The sequence below is a fragment of the Suilimivivens aceti genome, assembly GCF_025567405.1.
Taxonomy (GTDB): domain Bacteria; phylum Bacillota; class Clostridia; order Lachnospirales; family Lachnospiraceae; genus Suilimivivens; species Suilimivivens aceti.
On record NZ_JAOQKJ010000006.1, the window covers coordinates 59,341 to 80,582 of the forward strand.

At 44.8% G+C, this 21,242-nt stretch carries 22 protein-coding genes and 2 pseudogenes; all 24 read left to right on the forward strand.

Features of this window, described 5'->3' with window-relative positions; all coding sequences use genetic code 11:
• The first annotated feature begins 180 nt into the window (after window positions 1-180).
• Window positions 181-1,134 (forward strand): N-acetyl-gamma-glutamyl-phosphate reductase, encoded by a 954-nt coding sequence (gene argC, locus OCV77_RS08240; RefSeq protein WP_262574556.1) that lies wholly within the window; start codon window positions 181-183, stop codon window positions 1,132-1,134.
• Between the two features lie 29 nt (window positions 1,135-1,163).
• On the forward strand, window positions 1,164-1,727 hold the full coding sequence (locus OCV77_RS08245; RefSeq protein ID WP_118798754.1) for a prolyl-tRNA synthetase associated domain-containing protein: 564 nt from the start codon (window positions 1,164-1,166) through the stop codon (window positions 1,725-1,727).
• Window positions 1,728-1,734: 7 nt separating this feature from the next.
• Complete coding sequence (locus OCV77_RS08250; protein WP_118798755.1) at window positions 1,735-2,178, forward strand: GNAT family N-acetyltransferase; 444 nt, start codon at window positions 1,735-1,737, stop codon at window positions 2,176-2,178.
• A 24-nt stretch (window positions 2,179-2,202) separates the two neighbouring features.
• Complete coding sequence (argJ, locus tag OCV77_RS08255; protein ID WP_262574558.1) at window positions 2,203-3,426, forward strand: bifunctional glutamate N-acetyltransferase/amino-acid acetyltransferase ArgJ; 1,224 nt, start codon at window positions 2,203-2,205, stop codon at window positions 3,424-3,426.
• Window positions 3,427-3,453: 27 nt separating this feature from the next.
• Window positions 3,454-4,356: an acetylglutamate kinase gene (gene argB / locus OCV77_RS08260; protein ID WP_262574559.1), complete on the forward strand. Its 903-nt coding sequence runs from the start codon at window positions 3,454-3,456 to the stop codon at window positions 4,354-4,356.
• 34 nt (window positions 4,357-4,390) lie between these two features.
• Window positions 4,391-5,572 (forward strand): aspartate aminotransferase family protein, encoded by a 1,182-nt coding sequence (locus tag OCV77_RS08265; protein ID WP_416910450.1) that lies wholly within the window; start codon window positions 4,391-4,393, stop codon window positions 5,570-5,572.
• A gap of 14 nt (window positions 5,573-5,586) precedes the next feature.
• Window positions 5,587-7,110: a sugar ABC transporter substrate-binding protein gene (locus OCV77_RS08270; protein WP_262574562.1), complete on the forward strand. Its 1,524-nt coding sequence runs from the start codon at window positions 5,587-5,589 to the stop codon at window positions 7,108-7,110.
• A gap of 78 nt (window positions 7,111-7,188) precedes the next feature.
• Window positions 7,189-7,620, forward strand: a complete 432-nt coding sequence (locus tag OCV77_RS08275) for a DMT family transporter (protein WP_262574565.1) — start codon at window positions 7,189-7,191, stop codon at window positions 7,618-7,620.
• A 113-nt stretch (window positions 7,621-7,733) separates the two neighbouring features.
• Window positions 7,734-8,381, forward strand: a complete 648-nt coding sequence (locus tag OCV77_RS08280; RefSeq protein WP_262574567.1) for a helix-hairpin-helix domain-containing protein — start codon at window positions 7,734-7,736, stop codon at window positions 8,379-8,381.
• Window positions 8,382-8,430: 49 nt separating this feature from the next.
• Window positions 8,431-9,111: a response regulator transcription factor gene (locus OCV77_RS08285; protein ID WP_118798756.1), complete on the forward strand. Its 681-nt coding sequence runs from the start codon at window positions 8,431-8,433 to the stop codon at window positions 9,109-9,111.
• A gap of 9 nt (window positions 9,112-9,120) precedes the next feature.
• The gene (locus tag OCV77_RS08290) at window positions 9,121-10,602 is read left to right on the forward strand and encodes a sensor histidine kinase (RefSeq protein WP_262574568.1); all 1,482 of its coding nucleotides are present in this window, start codon (window positions 9,121-9,123) and stop codon (window positions 10,600-10,602) included.
• Between the two features lie 11 nt (window positions 10,603-10,613).
• Complete coding sequence (locus OCV77_RS08295; RefSeq protein ID WP_262574569.1) at window positions 10,614-11,570, forward strand: GerMN domain-containing protein; 957 nt, start codon at window positions 10,614-10,616, stop codon at window positions 11,568-11,570.
• A 33-nt stretch (window positions 11,571-11,603) separates the two neighbouring features.
• Window positions 11,604-13,874 carry a DNA internalization-related competence protein ComEC/Rec2 gene (locus OCV77_RS08300; protein WP_262574570.1) on the forward strand — a complete coding sequence of 757 codons (2,271 nt, stop codon included), beginning with the start codon at window positions 11,604-11,606 and terminating at the stop codon, window positions 13,872-13,874.
• Window positions 13,875-13,877: 3 nt separating this feature from the next.
• On the forward strand, window positions 13,878-14,030 hold the full coding sequence (locus OCV77_RS08305; protein ID WP_262574571.1) for a hypothetical protein: 153 nt from the start codon (window positions 13,878-13,880) through the stop codon (window positions 14,028-14,030).
• 711 nt (window positions 14,031-14,741) lie between these two features.
• Window positions 14,742-15,644 carry an ATPase gene (locus OCV77_RS08310; RefSeq protein WP_262574574.1) on the forward strand — a complete coding sequence of 301 codons (903 nt, stop codon included), beginning with the start codon at window positions 14,742-14,744 and terminating at the stop codon, window positions 15,642-15,644.
• 163 nt (window positions 15,645-15,807) lie between these two features.
• Entirely contained in the window at window positions 15,808-16,368 is a 561-nt protein-coding gene (locus tag OCV77_RS08315) for a GNAT family N-acetyltransferase (RefSeq protein WP_262574576.1), read from the forward strand.
• 7 nt (window positions 16,369-16,375) lie between these two features.
• Window positions 16,376-16,708, forward strand: coding sequence for a putative quinol monooxygenase (locus OCV77_RS08320; RefSeq protein ID WP_262574577.1), 333 nt, complete (start codon window positions 16,376-16,378; stop codon window positions 16,706-16,708).
• Window positions 16,709-16,928: 220 nt separating this feature from the next.
• Window positions 16,929-17,278, forward strand: a pseudogene (gene tnpA, locus OCV77_RS16655) (IS200/IS605 family transposase); the annotation flags it as partial.
• A 35-nt stretch (window positions 17,279-17,313) separates the two neighbouring features.
• Window positions 17,314-18,072: pseudogene (locus tag OCV77_RS16660) on the forward strand (helix-turn-helix domain-containing protein).
• 168 nt (window positions 18,073-18,240) lie between these two features.
• Window positions 18,241-18,756, forward strand: coding sequence for a DJ-1/PfpI family protein (locus OCV77_RS08335; protein ID WP_262574580.1), 516 nt, complete (start codon window positions 18,241-18,243; stop codon window positions 18,754-18,756).
• 318 nt (window positions 18,757-19,074) lie between these two features.
• Window positions 19,075-19,644: a class I SAM-dependent methyltransferase gene (locus OCV77_RS08340; protein ID WP_262574748.1), complete on the forward strand. Its 570-nt coding sequence runs from the start codon at window positions 19,075-19,077 to the stop codon at window positions 19,642-19,644.
• Between the two features lie 189 nt (window positions 19,645-19,833).
• Complete coding sequence (locus OCV77_RS08345) at window positions 19,834-20,517, forward strand: DUF6796 family protein (RefSeq protein ID WP_262574582.1); 684 nt, start codon at window positions 19,834-19,836, stop codon at window positions 20,515-20,517.
• Window positions 20,518-20,564: 47 nt separating this feature from the next.
• The gene (locus OCV77_RS08350) at window positions 20,565-20,849 is read left to right on the forward strand and encodes a hypothetical protein (RefSeq protein WP_262574584.1); all 285 of its coding nucleotides are present in this window, start codon (window positions 20,565-20,567) and stop codon (window positions 20,847-20,849) included.
• The gene (locus OCV77_RS08355; protein WP_262574585.1) at window positions 20,849-21,049 is read left to right on the forward strand and encodes a hypothetical protein; all 201 of its coding nucleotides are present in this window, start codon (window positions 20,849-20,851) and stop codon (window positions 21,047-21,049) included. Before OCV77_RS08350 ends, OCV77_RS08355 begins: the two co-directional genes overlap by 1 nt.
• Window positions 21,050-21,242: the final 193 nt, after the last annotated feature.

Here is a 21,242-nt window from a genome sequence, read left to right on the forward strand (position 1 = left end):
TAAATAAAAGAATATTTTTAATATTCTGCATAAAAACGAAAATACTATTGAATAATATGCATAAAAGGTGTATAGTTATGCGTTGAAAACAGGATGGGATTATTTCCAATTATTTTGTTGAGATTTAAAGCGCGAAAGAGTATTATTATTGTTATTGAATAAGAAAACGAGGATAAGGAAATGAGTAGGAAAGTGAAAATATTCATTGACGGAAGTGAGGGAACGACGGGACTCCGGATCCATGAGAGGTTTGCGGAGAGGGAGGACGTGGAGCTGCTTCCTATTTCATCAGAGCTGCGTAAGGATAAGGAAGAAAGAAAGAGACTGATCAATTCGTCAGATATTACTTTCCTGTGTCTGCCGGATGCTGCTGCAGAGGAATCCGTTTCTCTGGTAGAGAATGATCATGTAAGGATCATTGATACCTCTACGGCACACAGAACCATGGAAGGCTGGGCTTATGGCTTTCCGGAGCTGTCAAAGGAGCACAGGGAAGCGATCGCTGCCGGAAACAGGATCGCAGTTCCGGGCTGCTATGCCACAGGCTTTATATCCCTGGTATATCCCATGGTGGCAGAAGGACTGATCAGTGCAGATTATCCGGTCAGCGCCTTTGGAATTTCCGGTTACAGCGGCGGCGGCAGAAAGATGATCGCAGCCTATGAGGCGGAAGAGAGAGAGGATGCACTTCTTGCACCAAGGGAATATGCCCTTTCCCAGGCACATAAGCATCTGAAGGAAATGAAGAAGATCCCGGGGCTTAAGAGGGAACCGCTCTTTTCTCCTATCGTGGCAGATTATTACAGTGGCATGGTGGTTTCTGTTCCTGTATATACAGAATTGATGAATAAGGGAAGAACACCGCAGGAGGTGTGGAAATATCTGGCAGATTTTTATGCAGGCAGCTGTTTTGTAAGGGTGATGCCCTTTGGAGCGGAAGAAGCAAGCGCCAATATGCTTGCGGGCAATGCAATGAGCGGCAGAGACAGCCTTCGGATCTATGTAACGGGAAATGAAGACAGAGTCCTGCTTTCTTCCCAGTTTGACAATCTTGGAAAAGGGGCTTCCGGTGCAGCGATCCAGTGCCTGAATATTGCACTTGGCTGTGAGGAGTCGAAGGGACTTCATCTGTAGAGGATGATGTGAAAGGAAATGACAAGACCATGAATGAACGAATCCATGATGCTACATTATATGAAGATATTCCTTCTCCGGAGGGACGGGAAGAAAAGGAAATGGCAGTATACAGGCTGCTGAAGGAGCTGCAGATCCCTTATGAGAGACTGGATCATGAGCCGATGGAAACTATGGAAGCCTGTCAGGATGTTGATAAGCTGTTACATATTCATATGTGTAAGAACCTGTTCCTGTGCAACTCTCAGAAGACAGTCTTTTATCTTCTGATGATGCCGGGAGAGAAAAAGTTTAAGACAAAGGAGCTGTCAAAGCAGATCGGCAGTGCTAGGCTTTCCTTTGCCTCAGAGGAATATATGGTGAAATTCCTGAACATCCATCCGGGTGCAGTAAGCATTATGGGACTGATGAATGATACGGATAAGAGGGTCAATCTTCTGATCGATGAGGATGTGCTGAAGGAAGAATATCTAGGGTGTCACCCCTGCGTGAATACGGCAAGCCTGCAGCTTAAGACAAGGGATGTGCTAGAAAAGTTCCTGCCCTATACGGGACACGGATACCGGACGGTTCATCTGACAGGAGAGGATTAGAGAGATGATTGTACGGACAATGACCATAGAAGATTACCAGGGTGTCCATGATCTGTGGATGACGATTAAAGGCTTTGCCATTCGGAGCATAGATGATTCCCGGGAAGGTGTGGAACGTTTTTTAAAGAGAAATCCGGCTACAAGCGTAGTGGCGGAGGAAAACGGAGAGATCGTAGGGAGTATTCTCTGCGGGCATGATGGCAGAAGAGGATGTCTTTATCATGTCTGTGTCCGTGAGGACTGTCGTATGAGGGGCATTGGAAAGAGTATGGTCGTCAGGTGTATGGAAGAGCTGGAGAAGGAGAAGATCAGCAAGGTTTCCCTGATCGCCTTTACCGAGAATGACATCGGCAATGCTTTCTGGAAGGAAATCGGCTGGACAAAGCGGGAAGATCTGAATTATTATGATTTTGTACTGAACAGGGAAAATATCATCAATTACAATAAATAGGAAAGCAAGGAGGCAGTTCTTACGATGAAAAAGATTACAGGCGGTGTTACGGCAGCGAAGGGATTTCAGGCAGCAGCTGTGGCAGCAGGGATCAAATATAAAGACAGGGATGATATGGCGCTGATCTACAGCGAAAAGCCGTGTGTACTGGCAGGCACCTTTACCAGCAATGTGGTGAAGGCAGCACCGGTTCTGTTTGATAAGAAGGTAGTAGAGGAAAGTCCTTACGGACAGGCAGTTGTGATCAATGCTGGGATCGCCAATGCCTGCACAGGAAGGGAAGGCTTTTCCTACTGTGAGCAGACAGCGAAGGCAGCGGCGGAGGCACTTTCCATCTCTGAAAATGCGGTGCTTGTGGCATCCACCGGTGTCATCGGCATGCAGCTTCCCATTGACAGGATCGTAAGCGGTATTAAAAAGTTGACAGAGGGAAAGCAGGGAGATCTGGAAGCAGGAACGAGAGCGTCCAGGGCGATCATGACGACAGATACGAAGAATAAAGAGGCAGCTGTGCAGATCGAGATCAGCGGCAGGACAGTAACTCTTGGAGGTATGTGCAAGGGCTCTGGCATGATCCATCCCAATATGTGCACCATGCTGGCTTTCGTGACAACAGATGCTGTAATCTCCAAAGAGCTGCTGACAAAGGCAGTGAAGGAGGATGTTGTAGATACCTTTAATATGATCTCCGTAGACGGAGATACTTCTACGAATGATACACTGCTTGTACTGGCAAATGGTATGGCAGAGAATCCGGAGATCAGGGAGAACAGCCCGGAATACGAAGCGTTCCGTGAGGCACTCCATGAGATCAATGAAACCCTGGCAAAGAAGATGGCAGGAGACGGAGAGGGAGCAACCGCTCTTTTTGAAACAAAGGTCATCCATGCACCGTCCAAACAGGATGCCCGTATTCTTGCCAAAGCTGTTATCTGTTCCAGCCTGACGAAGGCTGCGATCTACGGACATGATGCCAACTGGGGAAGGATCCTGTGCGCCCTTGGCTACAGCGGTGTCATTTTTGATCCGGAGAAGATAGAGCTGTTCTTCGAAAGCAAAGCCGGCCGGATACAGATCTACAAGGATGGTGTGGCAGCAGACTACAGTGAGGAGGAGGCAACAAAGATTCTTTCCGAGCCGGAGGTTACTGTGGTTGTGGATATGAAGAACGGAGAAGAGAGTGCAACAGCATGGGGCTGCGACCTTACCTATGATTATGTAAAGATCAATGCAGATTACCGGAGTTGACAGCCGGGATTTCAGGGAGATATGAACATGGAAAAGGATATGGAACAGGTATTACGGAAGGCAGAGGTACTGATCGAGGCACTTCCCTACATACAGAAATTTAACAGGAAGATCATCGTAGTCAAATATGGCGGTTCAGCCATGAGCGATGAAGAGCTGCAGAAAAATGTCATCAAGGATGTTACCCTTTTGAAGCTGGTTGGCTTTAAACCGATCATCGTGCACGGCGGCGGCAAGGCCATCAGTAAATGGGTAGGAAAGGTTGGCAAGGAGGCAAAATTTGTGAATGGACTGCGTGTCACAGATGATGAGACCATGGAGATCGCAGAGATGGTGCTTTCCAGAGTCAATAAGCAGCTTGTGACTATGGTGGAGGAGCTTGGTGTCAAGGCCGTTGGTATCAGCGGTAAGGACGGCGGACTTCTGCAGGTGGAGAAAAAATATGCAGACGGTCAGGATATCGGTTATGTCGGAAATATCACAAAGGTAGACCCCAAGATCCTGTATGATCTGCTGGAGAAGGACTTCCTGCCGATCATTGCACCGATTGGTCTGGATGATCAGTTTGCCACCTATAATATCAATGCAGATGATGCAGCCTGTGCGATTGCCAAAGCAATCAGTGCGGACAAGCTGGTATTCCTGACAGATATTGAAGGATTATACAAAGATATTAATGACAAGAGCAGCTTTATTTCCAGGATCACAGCTTCTGGCGCAGAGGAGCTGATAGGTGACGGTGTGATCGGCGGCGGTATGCTGCCAAAGCTTGCAAACTGTGCATCTGCTGTAAAGAACGGTGTCAACAGAGTCCATATTCTTGATGGAAGGATTCCACATTGTCTCCTGCTTGAGATCTTCACTAATTCCGGTGTGGGAACCATGATCCTCAGAGACGAGGATAAACAGCTCCTGGAGCAGCACGATTAGGCAGAAAGAAAGGACATAGGCAGACATGGAATCAATGAAGAATTATATAGAGGATGCAGAGGCAGCACTCCTTCATACGTATAACCGTTTTCAGGTGGTGCTGGATAAGGGAGAAGGCGTTTACCTTTATGACATGGAAGGAAAGAAATATCTGGATTTCTGTGCAGGGATAGCTGTATTTGCCCTTGGCTATGGAAATAAGATTTACAATGATGCCCTGAAAGAGCAGATCGACAAGGTGATCCATACTTCCAATTATTATTATAATATACCGGCTATTGAAGCTGCCAAAAAGCTGAAAAAGATTTCCGGGATGGACAGAGTGTTTTTCACAAACAGCGGGGCAGAGTCTATTGAAGGAGCCATTAAGGCGGCAAGAAAATATGCTTATCTGAAGGACGGAAGAACAGACCATGAGATCATTGCCATGGAGCATTCCTTCCATGGAAGGACTATGGGGGCTCTTTCTGTTACAGGCAATAAAAAATACCGGGAAGCCTTTGAACCCATGATCGGAAATATCCGCTTTGCCACATTAAATGATTTTCAGAGTGTTCTGGATCAGGTGACAGATAAGACCTGTGCGATCCTGTTTGAAACGGTACAGGGAGAGGGCGGCATTTATCCTGCCACAGAAGAGTTTATGAAGCAGGTAAAGGCGCTGTGCGAGGAAAGGGACATTCTGATGATCCTTGACGAGATCCAGTGCGGTATGGGAAGATGCGGTGAGTATTATGCATGGCAGAGATATGGCATTAAGCCGGATATCATGACAAGTGCCAAGGCACTTGGCTGCGGTGTGCCGGTAGGTGCTTTTATGATGACAGAAAAGGTGGCTGCCCATTCTCTTACAAGCGGTGACCACGGAACGACCTATGGAGGAAATCCTCTTGCGGGTGCAGCTATCAATGCGGTACTTGATTTATTTGAGGAGAACCATATAATAGAACATGTGAACCAGATCGGAGATTATCTGGCAAATCGCCTTGACGAACTGGTTGATAAGTATGATTTCATCACAGAACGCAGAGGTGTCAAGCTGATGCAGGGACTTGTATTTGACAGGCCAGTAGGTGATATCATAGGAAAAGCCCTGGAAAAGGGACTGATATTGATAAACGCAGGACCGAATATCATCCGTTTTGTACCGCCTCTTGTCATTGAAGAGGAGAATGTGGACAAAATGATTGAGATTCTGACGTCCTGTCTGCAGTAAATGGAGTATGATTTATGGGTTTTAAGAAACGACTGGCGGCTGCACTTCTTCTTGCAGCCGTTGCTTTTCTGACTTTTGGAATTGCCAGATCAGGCATGCAGGTCAGTGAAAAACAGGAAGAAAAATTTCCTGCTTTTACAGGAGAAAAGGATACGCTGTATCTCTGGTATACAGACGAGGCACTGACCTCTTATCTTACCAGTGCAGCAGTTACGTACAATGAAAATAATGATGTGAGGATCGTGCCGGTGCAGCAGTCCGGACCGGAATATCTGGAGCAGATCAATGCTGCTTCCCTTTCCGGAGAGGAGCTGCCGGATCTGTATATCCTCAGCCATGATTCACTGGAAAAGGCTTATCTGGCAGGACTAGCAGAGGAGGTAAGGCTTCGTGAAAGGACATCCCTTAGGGATACCTACAGGGATACAGGACTTTCAGCAGCTACTTATCAGGGAAAGGTGATCGGATATCCTTTTTATTTTGAAACAAGTGCGCTTCTCTATAATAAAACATATCTGGAGGATCTGGCAGAGAGTCGGCTTCAGGCAGAGGCGGATATAGCGGCAGGAGAAGAAGCACAGCAGCAGGCGGATGCCGGAAATGTCACGCAGGACACAGCAGAGGAAATGCCTTCCTTTTCGGATGAAGAGATTGAGGCAAGGGTACAGGAGCTCATCCCAAAGACACTGGAGGATATGAAGACCTTTGCTGACAGCTATGATGCACCGGAAGCGGTAGAGGGTGTCTTCAAATGGGATGTGACAGATATTTTCTACAATTATTTCTTTATTGGCAATGCGATTGAGATGGGTGGAGCTGCCGGAGATGATATTTCACAGATTGACATTTATAATCTGAATGCTATCCGGAATATGAGAGCCTATGAGGAACTGAACCAGTTCTTTTCCATAGATACCAGTGAGATCAGTTATGAGAGCGTGATCCATGAATTTATGGAAGGCAGGCAGGTATTTACAGTAGCAACCTCAGATGTGGTCGGTACACTGGAGCAGGCAGAGGAGGATGGCAGCTTCCCTTATGAATATGGGATCGCCCTTCTTCCTGATATTGATGCAGACAGGGAGACAAAGCCGCTTTCCATGACGCAGTGTGTAGTAGTGAACGGTTATGGGACGCATCAGGAGGATGCCAATGATTTTGCCTTTTTCCTGACGGCAGGATACAATGAAAGTCTTTATGCAAGAAGCGGTAAGGTATCGGCTGCAAGAGATGCAGATTACGGAAATGAGGCGCTTTCCATGTTTGCAGAAGCCTATGATAATTCTGTGTCCATGCCGAAAATGATCGAAACCAGTAATTTCTGGGTATTGCTTGAACGCGTATTTTCCCAGGTATGGAATGGAACTGACGCAAATGACGCACTGAAGGAATTGTCGGAGCAGATCATGCAGCAGGTGACCGGACGGGAGTATGAAGAAGTTTATATCGAAGATGTGCAGGAAGAAACAGATGTAGAGTATCTGGATGAAGAATACTATACGGAGGAAGCACAGAAGGAAGGGCAGGCGGAAGAATAGCGGATCAGACAGACTGATTATGTATAAAATCCAGCCATACAGGATACATTACGGATAAAAACGTAAGGAGATTCTGATATGGTTGGATTTTTGATTGCGATAATTTCCGGAGCATTGATGAGTGTACAGGGAGTTTTTAATACAGGTGTCACGAAATCGTCCAGTATCTGGGTGGCCAGTGCCTTTGTCCAGCTTTCTGCCCTCATCGTCTGTCTTTGTGCCTGGCTGTTTACAGACAGGACTTCTTTTGTGACGCTTACGAGGGTAGAACCGAAGTATATGCTCCTTGGAGGCGCCATAGGGGCATTTATCACCTATACAGTGATCCGCAGTATGGAAATGCTCGGACCGGCAAGAGCGGTCATGCTGATCGTGACTGCCCAGCTTCTTGCTGCCTATATGATTGAACTGTTTGGCATTTTTGGCGTGGAGAAGCAGCCCTTTTCTTTCAGAAGGATGATCGGAATGGCAGCTGCTATTGTGGGAATAGTGGTATTTAAATGGGAATAAGGTCATATTTTTATGTTGTCAATACCACTTGCGCAACCTGTGAAAAACCTTTACAATATTAATCAGTCGTGATACAGGGGGCCTTTTTGTCATGTGCAGGAAGGAGTAGAACGATGAAAAAGAAACATAAGATATTGCTTGGTATGCTGGTTCTTGCCGGGTGTCTGCTTTTTGGATGTGAGAAACGCAGGACTGAGCTTTTTTCGGAAGAAAAGCAGGATACGGAGGAGGCTGGTGCTACATCAGGCCAGGAGGAACAGGAGCTGCAGAGCAGTCAGCAGATAACTGCCAGCCAGACTGTATTTGTGCATGTCTGTGGAGCTGTGGAGAACCCGGGTGTTTATGAACTTGCAGGGGATGCGAGGGTGTATCAGGCGGTAGAAGCAGCCGGTGGATTTTTGCCGGAGGCCTGTGAGGAATATGTGAACCAGGCCGGGGCACTTACCGATGGAACGCGGCTTTATATTCCGACAGAGGACGAGGTCAGAGAGCTTTCGCAGGCAGGAAAGGATACGCTGACAGAAGAGCTTCTTTTGCAGTCTGATAGTGAAACAGACCCGGCAGACGGACTTGTGAATATCAATACGGCATCGATGGAGGAGCTGTGTACACTTCCCGGGATCGGAGAAGGAAAAGCCAGGCATATTATCAGTTACAGAGAAAGTACAGGAAAATTTGAACAGATAGAGGATATTATGAAGGTAGAAGGGATCAAGGAAGGTCTTTTTGGAAAGATCAGGGATCTTATTACTGCCGGATGATTCAGTGTGGAATCGGAAAGCCGCAGAAGCGGCAGAAAAAGAGGGAAAGATGGCGAAGAAGGTTTTGGTTGTGGACGATGAGAAGCTGATCGTAAAGGGAATCAGGTTCAGTCTGGAACAGGACGGTATGGAAGTGGAATGTGCCTATGACGGAGAAGAGGCACTGCAGAAGATAAAGGATACAGAATATGATATTGTACTGCTGGATGTGATGCTTCCAAGGCTGACAGGGTTTGAGGTGTGTCAGCAGGTCAGGGAATTTTCTTCTGTGCCGATCGTCATGCTGACAGCCAAGGGTGAGGATATGGATAAGATCCTCGGACTTGAGTACGGTGCAGACGATTATATTACGAAGCCGTTCAATATTCTGGAGGTAAAGGCAAGACTGAAGGCCATTATGAGACGGACCGCACCGAAGACAAAGGAAGAAACGAAGATCATAGAGCGGGGAGATATGCGTCTTGACTGCGACGGAAGAAGGGTATATGTAGCAGGCAGGGAGATCAATCTGACAGCCAAGGAATTTGAACTGCTGGAGCTTCTCATCCTGAATCCCAACAAGGTATACAGTAGGGAAGCACTTCTTAAGCTGGTATGGGGTACAGACTATCCGGGAGATGTAAGAACCGTGGATGTGCATATCCGTCGTCTGCGTGAAAAAATTGAGGAAAATCCCAGCGAGCCCAGATATGTACATACCAAGTGGGGTGTTGGGTATTACTTTGCCTAGAGGACAGCTATGAAAAGGAAAATCACTGCTTTTTTGAAGAAACTGGGAATCTGGCGAAGCCTGAAGGTACGCCTGTTTCTGATCATTCTCTTAATGGGGCTTGTTCCCGCCTATATTATCAAGGCAGGAATTCTACAGAATTATGAAGCAAGAGCTGTTGACGTGCGGCAGTCGGATGTCCAGAATCAGTTAAAGATCATTGCCAATCATCTGATCACCTATAATTATCTGCAGGACACATCTTCTGAGGTTATCAATGCAGAGCTCGAACAGCTGTCCAATCTTTACAGTGGCCGTGTACTGATCATAAACGGCAATCTGAAAATCATCAAAGATACCTATGGAATCAGTGAAGGAAAAACCATTATATCAGAGGAAGTCATTAAATGTCTGAAGGGGACAGGGATGTCCAAGTATGACAGGAATAATGGCTTTATTGAGATTACCACACCGATCACGGAAACAGTAACGGCAGAAAATCAGACAGAGGGTATGCCAGAGGGAACGGAGCTGACAAGAGGTGTTATGCTGACCAGTGTTTCTACGGATATCATCATGGCAACCATGGATGTGCTGAACCGGAAAGCACTGATCCTGGAGATCATTATGGTAGTAGTTGTATTTGCTATTGCGGGGGTTCTGGCAAATGTACTGATCAGGCCGTTTGACCGGATCACAAAGGCGATTATGGAGATCGGAAACGGGCATATGGATGGAGATATTTCTGTACCGACTTACCAGGAAACAGAGCATATTTCCAATGCGTTTAACCTTTTACATAATCAGATGATGAACATGGACAGCTCCAGGCAGGATTTTGTAGCGAATGTATCCCACGAGCTGAAAACACCTATCACGTCTGTCAAGGTGCTGGCTGATTCCCTTCTTGCGCAGCAGGATGTGCCGGCGGAATTATACCGGGAATTCCTTGAGGATATTGCAGAGGAGATCGAACGGGAGGATAAGATCATCAATGATCTGCTGGCGCTTGTAAAAATGGACAAGTCAGCGGCTGAACTGAATATTACCAGTGTCAATATGAATGAGCTGGCTGAGATCATTTTAAAAAGAATGCGTCCCATTGCAAGAAAAAGGGATATAGAGCTTCTACTTGTCAGTACCAGAGAGGTTACCGCCGAGATAGATGAAGTGAAAATGTCACTGATCCTTACGAACCTTATAGAAAATGCCATTAAATACAATAGAGAACACGGAAAGGTGACTGTGACACTGGATGCTGATCACCAGTATTTTACCATTACAGTAGAAGATACAGGAATTGGTATTCCGGAGGAGTCGTTAAACAGGATCTATGACAGGTTTTACCGGGTGGATAAGTCTCATTCCAGGGAGATCGGGGGAACCGGACTCGGGCTTGCTATCACGAAAAATGCCGTACAGCTTCACAGAGGATCCATCAAAGTGGAAAGTACCTTTGGCGAAGGCACCAGATTTCTTGTGAAGATTCCGCTGACACACAGTCTGCTGTAGAGGAGTTTTTTATGAAAAGATTAACGGGCAAAATGACTATTCTGGTCTGCTTCTTTTGTATGCTGTTTCTTTTTTTGATAACAGGATGCGGCAAAGAGAAGGAAGAAAAGAATCAGTACCATTATAAAGTATATTACGTAAATCATGACAGAACCGGTGTGATCTCAGAGGACTATGTGACAGAGAACACAGACGTAGGCAGCCTTCTTGAAGAACTGGTCACGCAGCTTGGAACGGTGCCGGAAAAGCTCCAGTATCATGCACCGTTGGCAGGCAGCTTTGAGCTGTTATCCATGCAGCTTAAGGACGGACAGCTGATCCTGGATTTTAATACAGCCTACCGGGAACAGGAAATGGTCACAGAGATCCTGAACCGGGCATCTATCGTAAGAACGCTTTCCCAGGTGAAGGATGTGCAGTATGTTTCCTTTCTGGTGGAGGGAGAGCCTTTTGTGGATGCTTCCGGGAGTGTTGTGGGTGTTATGAGTGCAGATACCTTTATCGATAATGCGGGAAATGAGATCAATACTTACGAAAAGGTGAAGCTTCAGCTGTATTTTGCTGATGAAGATGGGACAGGGCTTCAGGCAGTCAGCCGCACGAAGGTCTATAACAGTAATATTTCACTGGAGCGGCTTGTCATGGAAGAACTGATCGCAGGACCACAGGCAGATGATACCGGGCTTGCTGCAGGAAGAAAAGATGGACCGGTCATAAATCCGGCAACCAAAATTGTCAGTGTAGCAGTCCGTGATGGCATTTGTTATGTTAATCTGGATAACAGTTTTCTGAATCAGATCTATAATGTCACACCGGAAGTAACAATCTATGCGATCACCAATTCTCTGATCGAACTGACCGGTGTGAATAAGGTGCAGATTTCCGTGAACGGAGAAACCAGCGTGAATTACAGGGAAAATATCAATCTGTCTACGGTATTTGAACGGAATCTGGATATGGTGAAATAACAGTATCAGGAGAAAATCAGATAAAGGAGGAGCATGCGCAGAAGACCACTCAGCTGTTTCTGCCTGCTGCTCATTCTGCTCATTTTCCTTGGAACGGTAACCGGCATGACCGGGAGAACAGATAAGGAATGGGATGAGAAGGGATGTACCCTGACAGGAAGGGTATATGACAAAGAATGGGTGACAGGCGAAGAAGAAAAGAAAATAGTGTATCTGGAGATCCTGGAAGCAGATAATGCTTCCGGAATGGAGGATGCAGAAGGAAAGAAGGTTCTCTGTTATTTAAAGCAGGGGCAGGAGCTTCCAAAGCTCGGAAGTTATATCAGAATTACAGGAAAGATTAGAAATTTCAGAAAAGCCTCAAATCCGGGGCAGTTCGATGCAAGATCTTATTATCGTATATCAGGAATAGCATTTCAGATTAATCAGGTAATTATCCAGCAAAAATCAGAACAGTATCAAAAGGGAAAGGAAGCTTTGTTTCAGCTTCGAAAAGGATTATCAGAAACCTTTGACAGGCAGCTTTCACCGGAGAATGCTTCCCTAATGAAGACAATGGTGCTCGGCGAAAAGAAAGCGCTTGACAGGGAGATTAAAAAAAGATATCAGAGAAATGGCATAGCCCATCTGCTGGCTATCTCGGGGCTTCATATATCGCTGATTGGGATGGCCTTTTATAAAGTACTGAGAAAAACAGCACTGCCGGTATCGTTCTGTGCAGGTGGAGCTTTTCTTTTCATGTATGGCTATGGGTGCATGGCAGGCTTTTCGGTATCGTCCAGGCGGGCGCTGATCATGTTTGGGGTACAGATGGCAGCGGTGATGTTTGGGAGGACGTATGATCTTCTGACGTCAGTTTCACTGGCGGCGCTCCTGATCCTGGCAGAGCAGCCGTGGTATTTCTACAGCAGCAGTTTTCTATTTTCCTTCGGCTGTGTGCTGGCGATCGGACTGCTGGTTCCGGCAATGACCTGTAAGAAGACAGAAGCACTGTCCAGATCTGACGGGAAAAAGAAAGCTGCTGCAGTTGTCAGGCAGGATGGCATTTTCTGGAAGCTTCTGGAAGGGCTGAGAAAATGGCTGCTTCCGGGGTGTGCCATTACGGCAGCAGGACTGCCACTGCAGCTGTGCTTTTATTATCAGATGCCGGTATATGCGACCTTCCTGAATTTACTTGTGATTCCGCTGATGAGCTTTTTGTTACCCTGTGGGTTATTATTGATTCTGGTGGAACGGGCAGAGATACTCGCCATACCATTTTCGTTTGTGATCACAGGAATTTTGGGAATTTATGAAAGCGCCTGTCTTATGGTGGAAAACCTGCCTTTCTCTGTGCAGGTTACCGGCAGACCGGGAACAGCTCTGATCATTCTTTATCTTCTCGTATTATTGTTTCTGATCCTTTATCAAAGGAAGCTTTCCCTGAAAGGTAAATGGCTGATTCTTTTAAGCGCGGGTGCATTACTTGTTTTTTCTGGAAGGATGGAAAGGGCTGTGTGCAGGCAGCTGCAGGTGACCTTCCTGGATGTAGGACAGGGAGACTGTATCGTAGTGGAAACACCTTACGGACAGAATTATGTGGTGGACTGCGGCAGTACTTCAGAGAATGCAGTGGGGGAATACCGGCTGATTCCTTTTCTGAAATATCAGGGAATCGGTACGGTGGATGGTGTGATCATGACCCATGCGGATGAAGATCATATCAGCGGGATACGGGAGCTTTTGATACTTGGGAAAGAAGAGGGGATTCAGGTGAAAGCATTGCTGTTGCCGGATATTTCAGAGGAATCCAGAGATGAGGCTTATCAGGAGCTTGCAGTGCTTGCAGAAGAAAATCAGGTTCCTATGGAATATATTTATGCGGGAGAAGCCGGGAAGGATCGTGAGTTTCAAATGAACTGCATTCATCCGGAAAAGGAACTTTACACATCAGATAACAATTCCTATTCGACGGTGCTGCTTATGGAATATCAGGGAAGATCTCTCCTTTTGACAGGGGATATTGAAGGCGAGGAAGAGGTGAAGATGACAGAGGAGCTTGCCACTCAGATAGATGTACTGAAGGTGGCGCATCATGGCTCGCGGAATTCCACCGGGAAAGAGGTGCTGTCTGTTATGAAGCCAAAGGCAGCGGTGATATCCTGCGGAAAGGATAATTTCTATGGACATCCTCATGCAGAAACACTGGAGAGGCTGTCAGAGGCTGGGACAAGGTGGTTCTGCACCAGGGATTACGGAGCGGTCACAGTGACGGTGAACCGGCGTGGAAAACTGGAAATTGAGGGGTATCTGGAGAGGGAATAAGGAGTGTGGATTGAGGATTTTGTAACACTAGCCCCGCCGGGAGCAGGAAAGAAGAGAAAAAGCGGGAAAAGTGAGAGCAGGCGGGGCATGGGAGAGAAAAACAGGCTGGAATGCCCCGCCGGGAGCGGGAAAGAAGAGAAAAAGCAGAAAAAGTGAGAGCAGGCGGGGCATGGAAGAGAAAAACAGGCTTGGATGCCCCGCTGGGAGCGGAAAAGAAGAGAAAAAGCGGGAAAAGTGAGTCCAGGCGGGGCATGAGAGAGAAAAATAGGCTGGGATGCCCCGCCAGGAGCAGGGAAGAAGAGAAAAAGCGGGAAAAGTAAGACCAGGCGGGGCATGGGAGAGAAAAACAGGCTGAGATGCCCCGCTTGGAGCAGGGAAGAAGAGAAAAAGCGGGAAAAGTGAGTCTAGGCGGGGCATGGGAGAGAAAAACAGGCTTGAATGCCCCGCCGGGAGCAGGAAAGAAGAGAAAAAGCGGGAAAAGTAAGGCCAGGCGGGGCATGTGAAGGAAAAAGGGGCATGGAAGAGAAAAATAGGCTGAGATGCCCCGCCGGGAGCAGGGAAGAAGAGAAAAAGCGGGAAAAGTGAGTCCAGGCGGGGCATGGAAGAGAAAAACAGGCTGAGATGCCCCGCTTGGAGCGGAAAAGAAGAGAAAAAGCGGGAAAAGTAAGACCAGGCGGGGCATGGGAGAGAAAAACAGGCTGAGATGCCCCGCCGGGAGCGGGAAAGAAGAGAAAAAGCAGAAAAAGTGAGAGCAGGCGGGGCATGGGAGAGAAAAAAAGGCTGGAATGCCCCGCCGGAAGCGGGAAAGAAGAGAAAAAGCGGGAAAAGTAAGTCTGAACGGGGCATGGGAGAGAAAAAGGGGCTGAGATGCCCCGCTTGGAGCAGGAAAGAAGAGAAAAAGCGGGAAAAGTGAGGCCGGGCGGGGCATGGAAGAGAAAAAGGGGCTGGGATGCCCCGCCGGGAGCAAAGGAGAAAGGAAGAGAAGGTATGTTTGCAAACTATCAGGAAATAAAAAAGCGGGTACGACATATAGAAGGGGAATTAAAACAAATAGAAGAGATGGAAAAGAACTGGCCGGCAGGTGAACTGATTTGTACAAGAAACAGTGGACGGTATAAGTGGTATTTAAAAAACAGAAAGCAGTCCATATATTTGCCAAAGAGAGAAAGAAAACTTGCCCAGGAATTAGCGCAGAAAAAGTATCACCAGTTACGCAGGACAGATCTGAAAAGAGAATTATCAGCCTGTCAGAAATATATTCATATGGCGGAAACCAATGAAAATCTGTCAGAAAAGATAATGAAACATGCGGAGTATGAACGATTACTGGGTGGACAGTATGAACAGATAAGTAAGGAACTGGAAGGTTGGATGAAGGAAAAGTTTGAAAAAAATACCGGATATCCGGAGAATCTTATTGTGAAAGGAACACAGGGGAAAATGCTTCGATCCAAGTCAGAGGCAATCATAGATAAGATGCTGTACAGTGCAGGAATTCCATTTCGGTATGAGGATAAATTAGTCTTTGATAATATGGTATTGTATCCGGATTTTACGATTCGTCACCCGCTGACAGGTGAATTTTTTTATTGGGAGCATTTTGGATTGATGGATGATTATGATTATGTGAACAGAGCCTGCCAGAAAATAAAAATATATTGTGATAATGGAATTATTCCATCAGTGAACCTGATTCTTACCTATGAAACTAAGGATCATCCATTGCCAATTGATCAGGTGGAAATGCTCATTAAAGAATATTTCATGTGAAGCTGTTTTTAAAAGTATAAGAGTACATGAAGCAGTGTTTCATGATATAATAAGACTGCCACACGAAGCGCGTGCAATTCATTCTTAACAGGAAAAAGGACAGAAAATAACATGATAGAATAAATGAAACAGGAACCAGAAATGAAAAAGGGAGAAGAAAATCATGACATTACAGACAGAAAGACTGACTTTACGAAGATGGGAGGAAACAGATGCTGAAAGCCTGTACGAATATGCCAGTGATCCGGATGTTGGTCCGATTGCGGGATGGCCGCCTCATAAAAGTATAGAAGAAAGCCGTGAGGTGATCAGAAATGTATTCTGTGGAGAAGAGTGCTATGCGATATGTGAAAAGAGAAGTGGGAAAGTGATTGGTGCGATTGAATTGAAGCTGAACGGACATACAGATATGACGGAGCAGAATGATGAATGTGAGCTGGGCTACTGGCTTGGAAAACCATTCTGGGGAAGAGGATATATGCCGGAGGCAGCGGAAGAAATGCTCCGCCATGGGTTTGAAGACCTTGGCATGAATATCATCTGGTGCGGTTACTATGACGGGAACAGCAAGTCGGAGAGAGTGCAGGAAAAGGTGGGATTTCTTTATCATCATACCTGCAGCGAAGTACCGGTTCCCCTGATGAATGAAGTGCGGGTCGGGCATACAAATTATATGACAAAGGAACAGTGGGAAAAGAGGCATACAAGGGCAGAAAAGGAGTGAGAAAGCAATGAGCATAACAGTGAATATTTATTATTCAGGGGAAAATGGAGCAGCCAGAAGATTTGCACAGGAGATGCTTGTAAGTGGTACAGTGGAGCAGTGCAGACAGGAAAAGGGAAACCTGAAATATGAGTTTTTTTATCCGGTTTCGGATCCGGAAACAGTGCTTCTGATTGACAGCTGGACAGATCAGGAGGCGATTGATCTGCATCATGCTTCTCCGATGATGAAGGAAATTATGAAACTGCGTGAAAAATATGATCTGCATATGAATGTGGAGCGGTATGTTTCGGATGAACAGGGAGTTCCTTCCGGTGATCAGAACTTTATCAGGAAGTAGGAGTAGGATGGGTTGTAAAAGAGAAGCTGATTAAGCAGAATGGGGAATAAGATGGAAATAATTTATAAAAATCTGACAGAAAGAGAACTGGATATTTTTATTGAAATAGGGCTACCGCAATCCCACGGGCTTTAGACGGTGGGTTAAGGTAGCCTAAAGTGGTGGCTTGTGCTATACTTGCGTTATGGGAACATGAAAATCAAAAAACAGACACAAGTATTTGTTACAGTATCATATTATTTTCGTATGCAAGTATAGAAAGAAATTGCTGATGTCAAAACAAATATCAGATGATATAAAGCAGTTTTCTTATAAGATATGTCAAAAGCAAAAGGTCATTATCAGATATATGGAGACAGATAAAGAACATATTCATTACATGACAGAAATAGAACCAACAATGTCTATCAGTAAAATAGTAAATCTGATGAAGAGTTATACAACATATCATATTTGGAAAAGATATCCGAATTATCTACAAAACATTTCTGGAAAAAATATACTTTTTGGACGGACGGATATTTTGCCTGTAGTGTAGGAAATGTTTCAGAAGAAATGCTAAGAAAATATATAGAAAATCAAGGGTAGGAAGGTGGCGACAGTGGGTGTTAAAAGCATATAAATACAGGATATATCCTAATAGCGAACAAAGAATTCAGATTGCAAAAACATTTGGCTGTTGCCGTTTTGTTTACAATCAGACATTGACATATCGGAAGGAAATATACGAGAAAGAGAAAAAGTCAGTTAGTAAAACGGATTGTAATAATTACTGTAACAGAGAATTAAAGAAAGACTATGAATGGTTAAAGGAAGTAGATAAATTTGCTCTGACCAACGCAATTTATAACATGGATACTGCATATCAAAAGTTCTTTAAGGAACATGCAGAATTTCCAAAATTCAAGAACAAACATGATAACCATAAATCATATACAACAAATTATACAAATGGAAATATAACAGTAAATCATGAGAAGGGTAAGATAAAAGGAGCTGGTACATACAACTGGTAGTGTAGGAATAGACTTGGGAATTAAAGATTTATGTATTACTTCCGATGGGAAGATATATGAGAATCAAAAAAATATAAAGAAATATGAGAAACAGCTTGTAAAGCTGCAAAGGCAACTGTCACATAAAGAAAAGAGAAGTAAGAACTATTATAAAACAAAGAAAAAGATAGCATTATAGATACATTTTATGCCAGCAGTCAAATATGTTCTGCTTGTGGGTATCAGAATTCGGACACGAAAGATTTGTCGGTGAGGACATGGATATGTCCGAAATGTGGAGCGGAACATGACAGGGATATCAATGGTGCAAAAAATATACTGGCAGAAGGACTAAGGCAAATAGCATAAGAAAAAGTAATAAATAGGGCAGGGACTGCCCGAATTAACGCCTGTGGAGATAGTAGGTTACGAGGTCGATTGAAGCAGGAAGCCCATTGGCTTAAGACAATGGGTAGTTCACCATAATGATAATTTCATGCAGTACAAAATATGAGGATCAGGACAGAAAGGGGAACAATGAAAAACGTCGTACTTTTATATAATACTTGCTGTATTTATGAAATCTCGATCCTGAATTATTTCCTGAGTGTGACTGGACAGGAGGTACTCTTTGTTTCGTTGGATGGTGACGAAAAAAGAGCAACAGAAGGTTACCGGATCTGCCCGGAATCTGCCCTTTCACAGATAAAGCCGAAGGAAACCGGGTTAGTTATTATTCCCGGCGGGGATATTGAAGAAATTGACAGGGAAGAAGTGTGGAACATTCTCCGAAGGGTGAAAAAACAGGGCGGAATTCTTGCAGGGATCTGTGCAGGAGTGGATGTACTGGAGCACGCGGGAATCCTTGAGGGGATTATTTCCACGCACGCTGCAGATCTTGATGTGGCAGTTTCAGAGCAGGTGATCACGGCAAGGGCGAATGGTTATGTGGATTTTGCCATAGAAGTGGCAAAGAAGCTGGATCTGTTTGAGGATGAGGCAGATCTTCAGGAAACGATAGCTTTCTTCAGGGATCATCAGAGAGCAGATTAATTACATAAAAAGGATGTATTTTTGATTTGCATTATGTTAGAATAACACTGGTTAGAAAAAACTAACCGGTGTTGTTTTTTGTGACAAAAGGAGGGGAGAGTTTACGCAGAAAATAGGCAAAGAACTTTAGATTCCGCATAATGTTATTGTCAGCAGCTATCCGGCTTGACGGGGTTGAGACGTTATACACAATAAATATGCTGGATTTAATGAATTAGAATTTGGAGGTGCATTATGGCAGACAAAATACGAAACGCTTATGAATCATCAAAAAATATATATGACGGTGTTCTTACTCAGGGGAATTTTTTTAGCAGAATGTATATCAGGCTGTTTTGGAGTGGTACTGATGACAATGATATAGCGCGAAAGGTCTTATCGTATATTCCTGACGATTTTTCAGGAAATCTTCTGGATGTTCCGGTTGGAACGGCTGTATTTACGGAACACAAATGGAAGTCCCTGAAAAATGCAGATATTACCTGTCTTGACTATAGTATGGATATGCTTGAACAGGCTAAGAGAAGGTTTAATGGGCATGGACATATTAGGTGTGTTCAGGGTGATGTTGGAAATTTGCAAATGGACGATGAAGCATTTGATATTGTACTGTCTATGAATGGATTTCATGCCTTTCCTGATAAGAAAAAGGCATTTCAGGAAATATGGCGCGTTTTGAAACCAGGCGGTGCTTTTATTGCCTGTTTCTATATCAAAGGCAAATCCAAAAGAACGGATTGGCTTGTAAAAAATATTCTTGCAAAGAAAGGCTGGTTTTCTCCGCCATTCCAGAATGAGGAAGAACTGAGAGATATTCTGAGGAAAATGTATAAAAAGATCGACTTCCACATTGATGGGTCGATGGTATATTTTCACTGCGTAAAATGATGAGTAAAAAAAGCATATTGTTATTTTCATATATACAAAAGAATGGGTACTATAAGACTGCCACATGAAGTGTGTGAATCCATTTTTGCAGGAAAAATTTATAAGGAGAAGAAGAGAAAAACACCTGGCAAAGTCTGAGAAGAAACTTCCTTTCCGAGAAGAACAGAAGAACGAAGAAATGAGGATGGAATGAAAAAGGAACAGAAAAGAAAAATTACGCAGTTATTATGGTATGGAATCGCAGGAGCAGTGCTTACCATGATCGGGGATTTCCTGCTGCTTGGCGTGAATTCGACCGGAGCAGAAGGAGCCATTTCCCAGTATCTCATGGCAGCAGAAAAGATTTCCTATACGAGGATAGGACTGGCAGGGTTCTTTGGCTTTGTAGGAATACCGGTTACCGCTTTTGGCTATTATGCGCTGTATCAGATGATGGAGGATCGGAAAAGTGCAGCCGCCAGATGGTATAAGGCTTCTGTTTATGGGTATGTGGCATTTGGCGGAGCTATCCATATCATATGCTGTTATCTGGTAACAGGTATGAAAAAGGCACTGGAAACAGGAACAGAAAGTGGGGATATACTGTTCATGATCCTGAAGGAACAGGGCGGATATCTGATCCCCTGTTTTGTTGTCTTTTTTGCCTTTTATCTTATCAATGTTATCATGCTTATTTATATCATAGCAAAAAAGAAAACACCGCTCCCGGGCTGGATGTGGATCCTGAATCCTCTTCTTTTCAAGATTCTGATCAATGGATTTGGAAAACTGGGAACCAGTGCATTCATTAACGGAACAGCCTGCTCCAACATGAGTCTTGGCGCGCTGATCATACTGGTGGCATGGATGATCGTGATAAGGAAAAGAAAATAGAACCCGAAAAATTTTGTAGATCATTTTTGAAAAAAGCTGTGCAGAGAATGAAAAAACTGACAAAATATACGCCGGAAAAAACCTTTACCATTGAAAAGAACGGATTTCATGGAACCTATTATAAGCCGGAAAAGGATAACTATCCGGGAAAAGTGCTGATCGTATTTGGCGGATCGGTGGGAAGCTATATGCTGACTGAAATGTGTACGGGAAAATATTACGAGGCCGGAATCAATGTAATGGCGGTTGCTTACCGGGATGTACCGGGAGCGCCGGATAAGCTGCAGGCTGTGATGTACTGCTTCCGTCGGAGGATATCTGCAAAAAGGTAATGAAGCGGCTTCAGGAAAAGAACTTTGTCTATCCGTACAGACATCTGCATTACAGAACAGCCAGTCATTATCTCTGTCCGGCAAAGCCACTGACCGCAAAGCTTTTCCGGGTGGAGAGAAAGCAGCCGCAGGCGTGTGACGAAAGCAGGGAAAAGGACTTTGAGGATACGATGAAGTTTTTGAAGGAAGAGTGGAAATAAAGGGTTTAATAAAATTAAGCAATTGTTTACCTATACAGGAATTCAGATTCGAAATGAGTTCTGGAATTCATATGATGACATGAATGCAAAGATTTTAGAGAGAATCTAGCAGGGGAAATATAATGAAAAAATGATGATAGATTTATTGGTGTATTACGGTTTACAGTCTGAAAAAGAACTGATATAATGACAA

Bases quoted from the DNA above. Each gene is read 5' to 3' on its own strand.
- argC (WP_262574556.1), top strand. From the start codon at position 181: ATGAGTAGGAAAGTGAAAATATTCATTGACGGAAGTGAGGGAACGACG.
- OCV77_RS08245 (WP_118798754.1), top strand. From the start codon at position 1,164: ATGAATGAACGAATCCATGATGCTACATTATATGAAGATATTCCTTCT.
- argJ (WP_262574558.1), top strand. From the start codon at position 2,203: ATGAAAAAGATTACAGGCGGTGTTACGGCAGCGAAGGGATTTCAGGCA.
- argB (WP_262574559.1), top strand. From the start codon at position 3,454: ATGGAAAAGGATATGGAACAGGTATTACGGAAGGCAGAGGTACTGATC.
- OCV77_RS08265 (WP_416910450.1), top strand. From the start codon at position 4,391: ATGAAGAATTATATAGAGGATGCAGAGGCAGCACTCCTTCATACGTAT.
- OCV77_RS08270 (WP_262574562.1), top strand. From the start codon at position 5,587: ATGGGTTTTAAGAAACGACTGGCGGCTGCACTTCTTCTTGCAGCCGTT.
- OCV77_RS08275 (WP_262574565.1), top strand. From the start codon at position 7,189: ATGGTTGGATTTTTGATTGCGATAATTTCCGGAGCATTGATGAGTGTA.
- OCV77_RS08280 (WP_262574567.1), top strand. From the start codon at position 7,734: ATGAAAAAGAAACATAAGATATTGCTTGGTATGCTGGTTCTTGCCGGG.
- OCV77_RS08285 (WP_118798756.1), top strand. From the start codon at position 8,431: ATGGCGAAGAAGGTTTTGGTTGTGGACGATGAGAAGCTGATCGTAAAG.
- OCV77_RS08290 (WP_262574568.1), top strand. From the start codon at position 9,121: ATGAAAAGGAAAATCACTGCTTTTTTGAAGAAACTGGGAATCTGGCGA.
- OCV77_RS08295 (WP_262574569.1), top strand. From the start codon at position 10,614: ATGAAAAGATTAACGGGCAAAATGACTATTCTGGTCTGCTTCTTTTGT.
- OCV77_RS08300 (WP_262574570.1), top strand. From the start codon at position 11,604: ATGCGCAGAAGACCACTCAGCTGTTTCTGCCTGCTGCTCATTCTGCTC.
- OCV77_RS08310 (WP_262574574.1), top strand. From the start codon at position 14,742: ATGCCCCGCTTGGAGCAGGAAAGAAGAGAAAAAGCGGGAAAAGTGAGG.
- OCV77_RS08315 (WP_262574576.1), top strand. From the start codon at position 15,808: ATGACATTACAGACAGAAAGACTGACTTTACGAAGATGGGAGGAAACA.
- OCV77_RS08320 (WP_262574577.1), top strand. From the start codon at position 16,376: ATGAGCATAACAGTGAATATTTATTATTCAGGGGAAAATGGAGCAGCC.
- OCV77_RS08335 (WP_262574580.1), top strand. From the start codon at position 18,241: ATGAAAAACGTCGTACTTTTATATAATACTTGCTGTATTTATGAAATC.
- OCV77_RS08340 (WP_262574748.1), top strand. From the start codon at position 19,075: ATGTATATCAGGCTGTTTTGGAGTGGTACTGATGACAATGATATAGCG.
- OCV77_RS08345 (WP_262574582.1), top strand. From the start codon at position 19,834: ATGAAAAAGGAACAGAAAAGAAAAATTACGCAGTTATTATGGTATGGA.
- OCV77_RS08350 (WP_262574584.1), top strand. From the start codon at position 20,565: ATGAAAAAACTGACAAAATATACGCCGGAAAAAACCTTTACCATTGAA.
- OCV77_RS08355 (WP_262574585.1), top strand. From the start codon at position 20,849: ATGAAGCGGCTTCAGGAAAAGAACTTTGTCTATCCGTACAGACATCTG.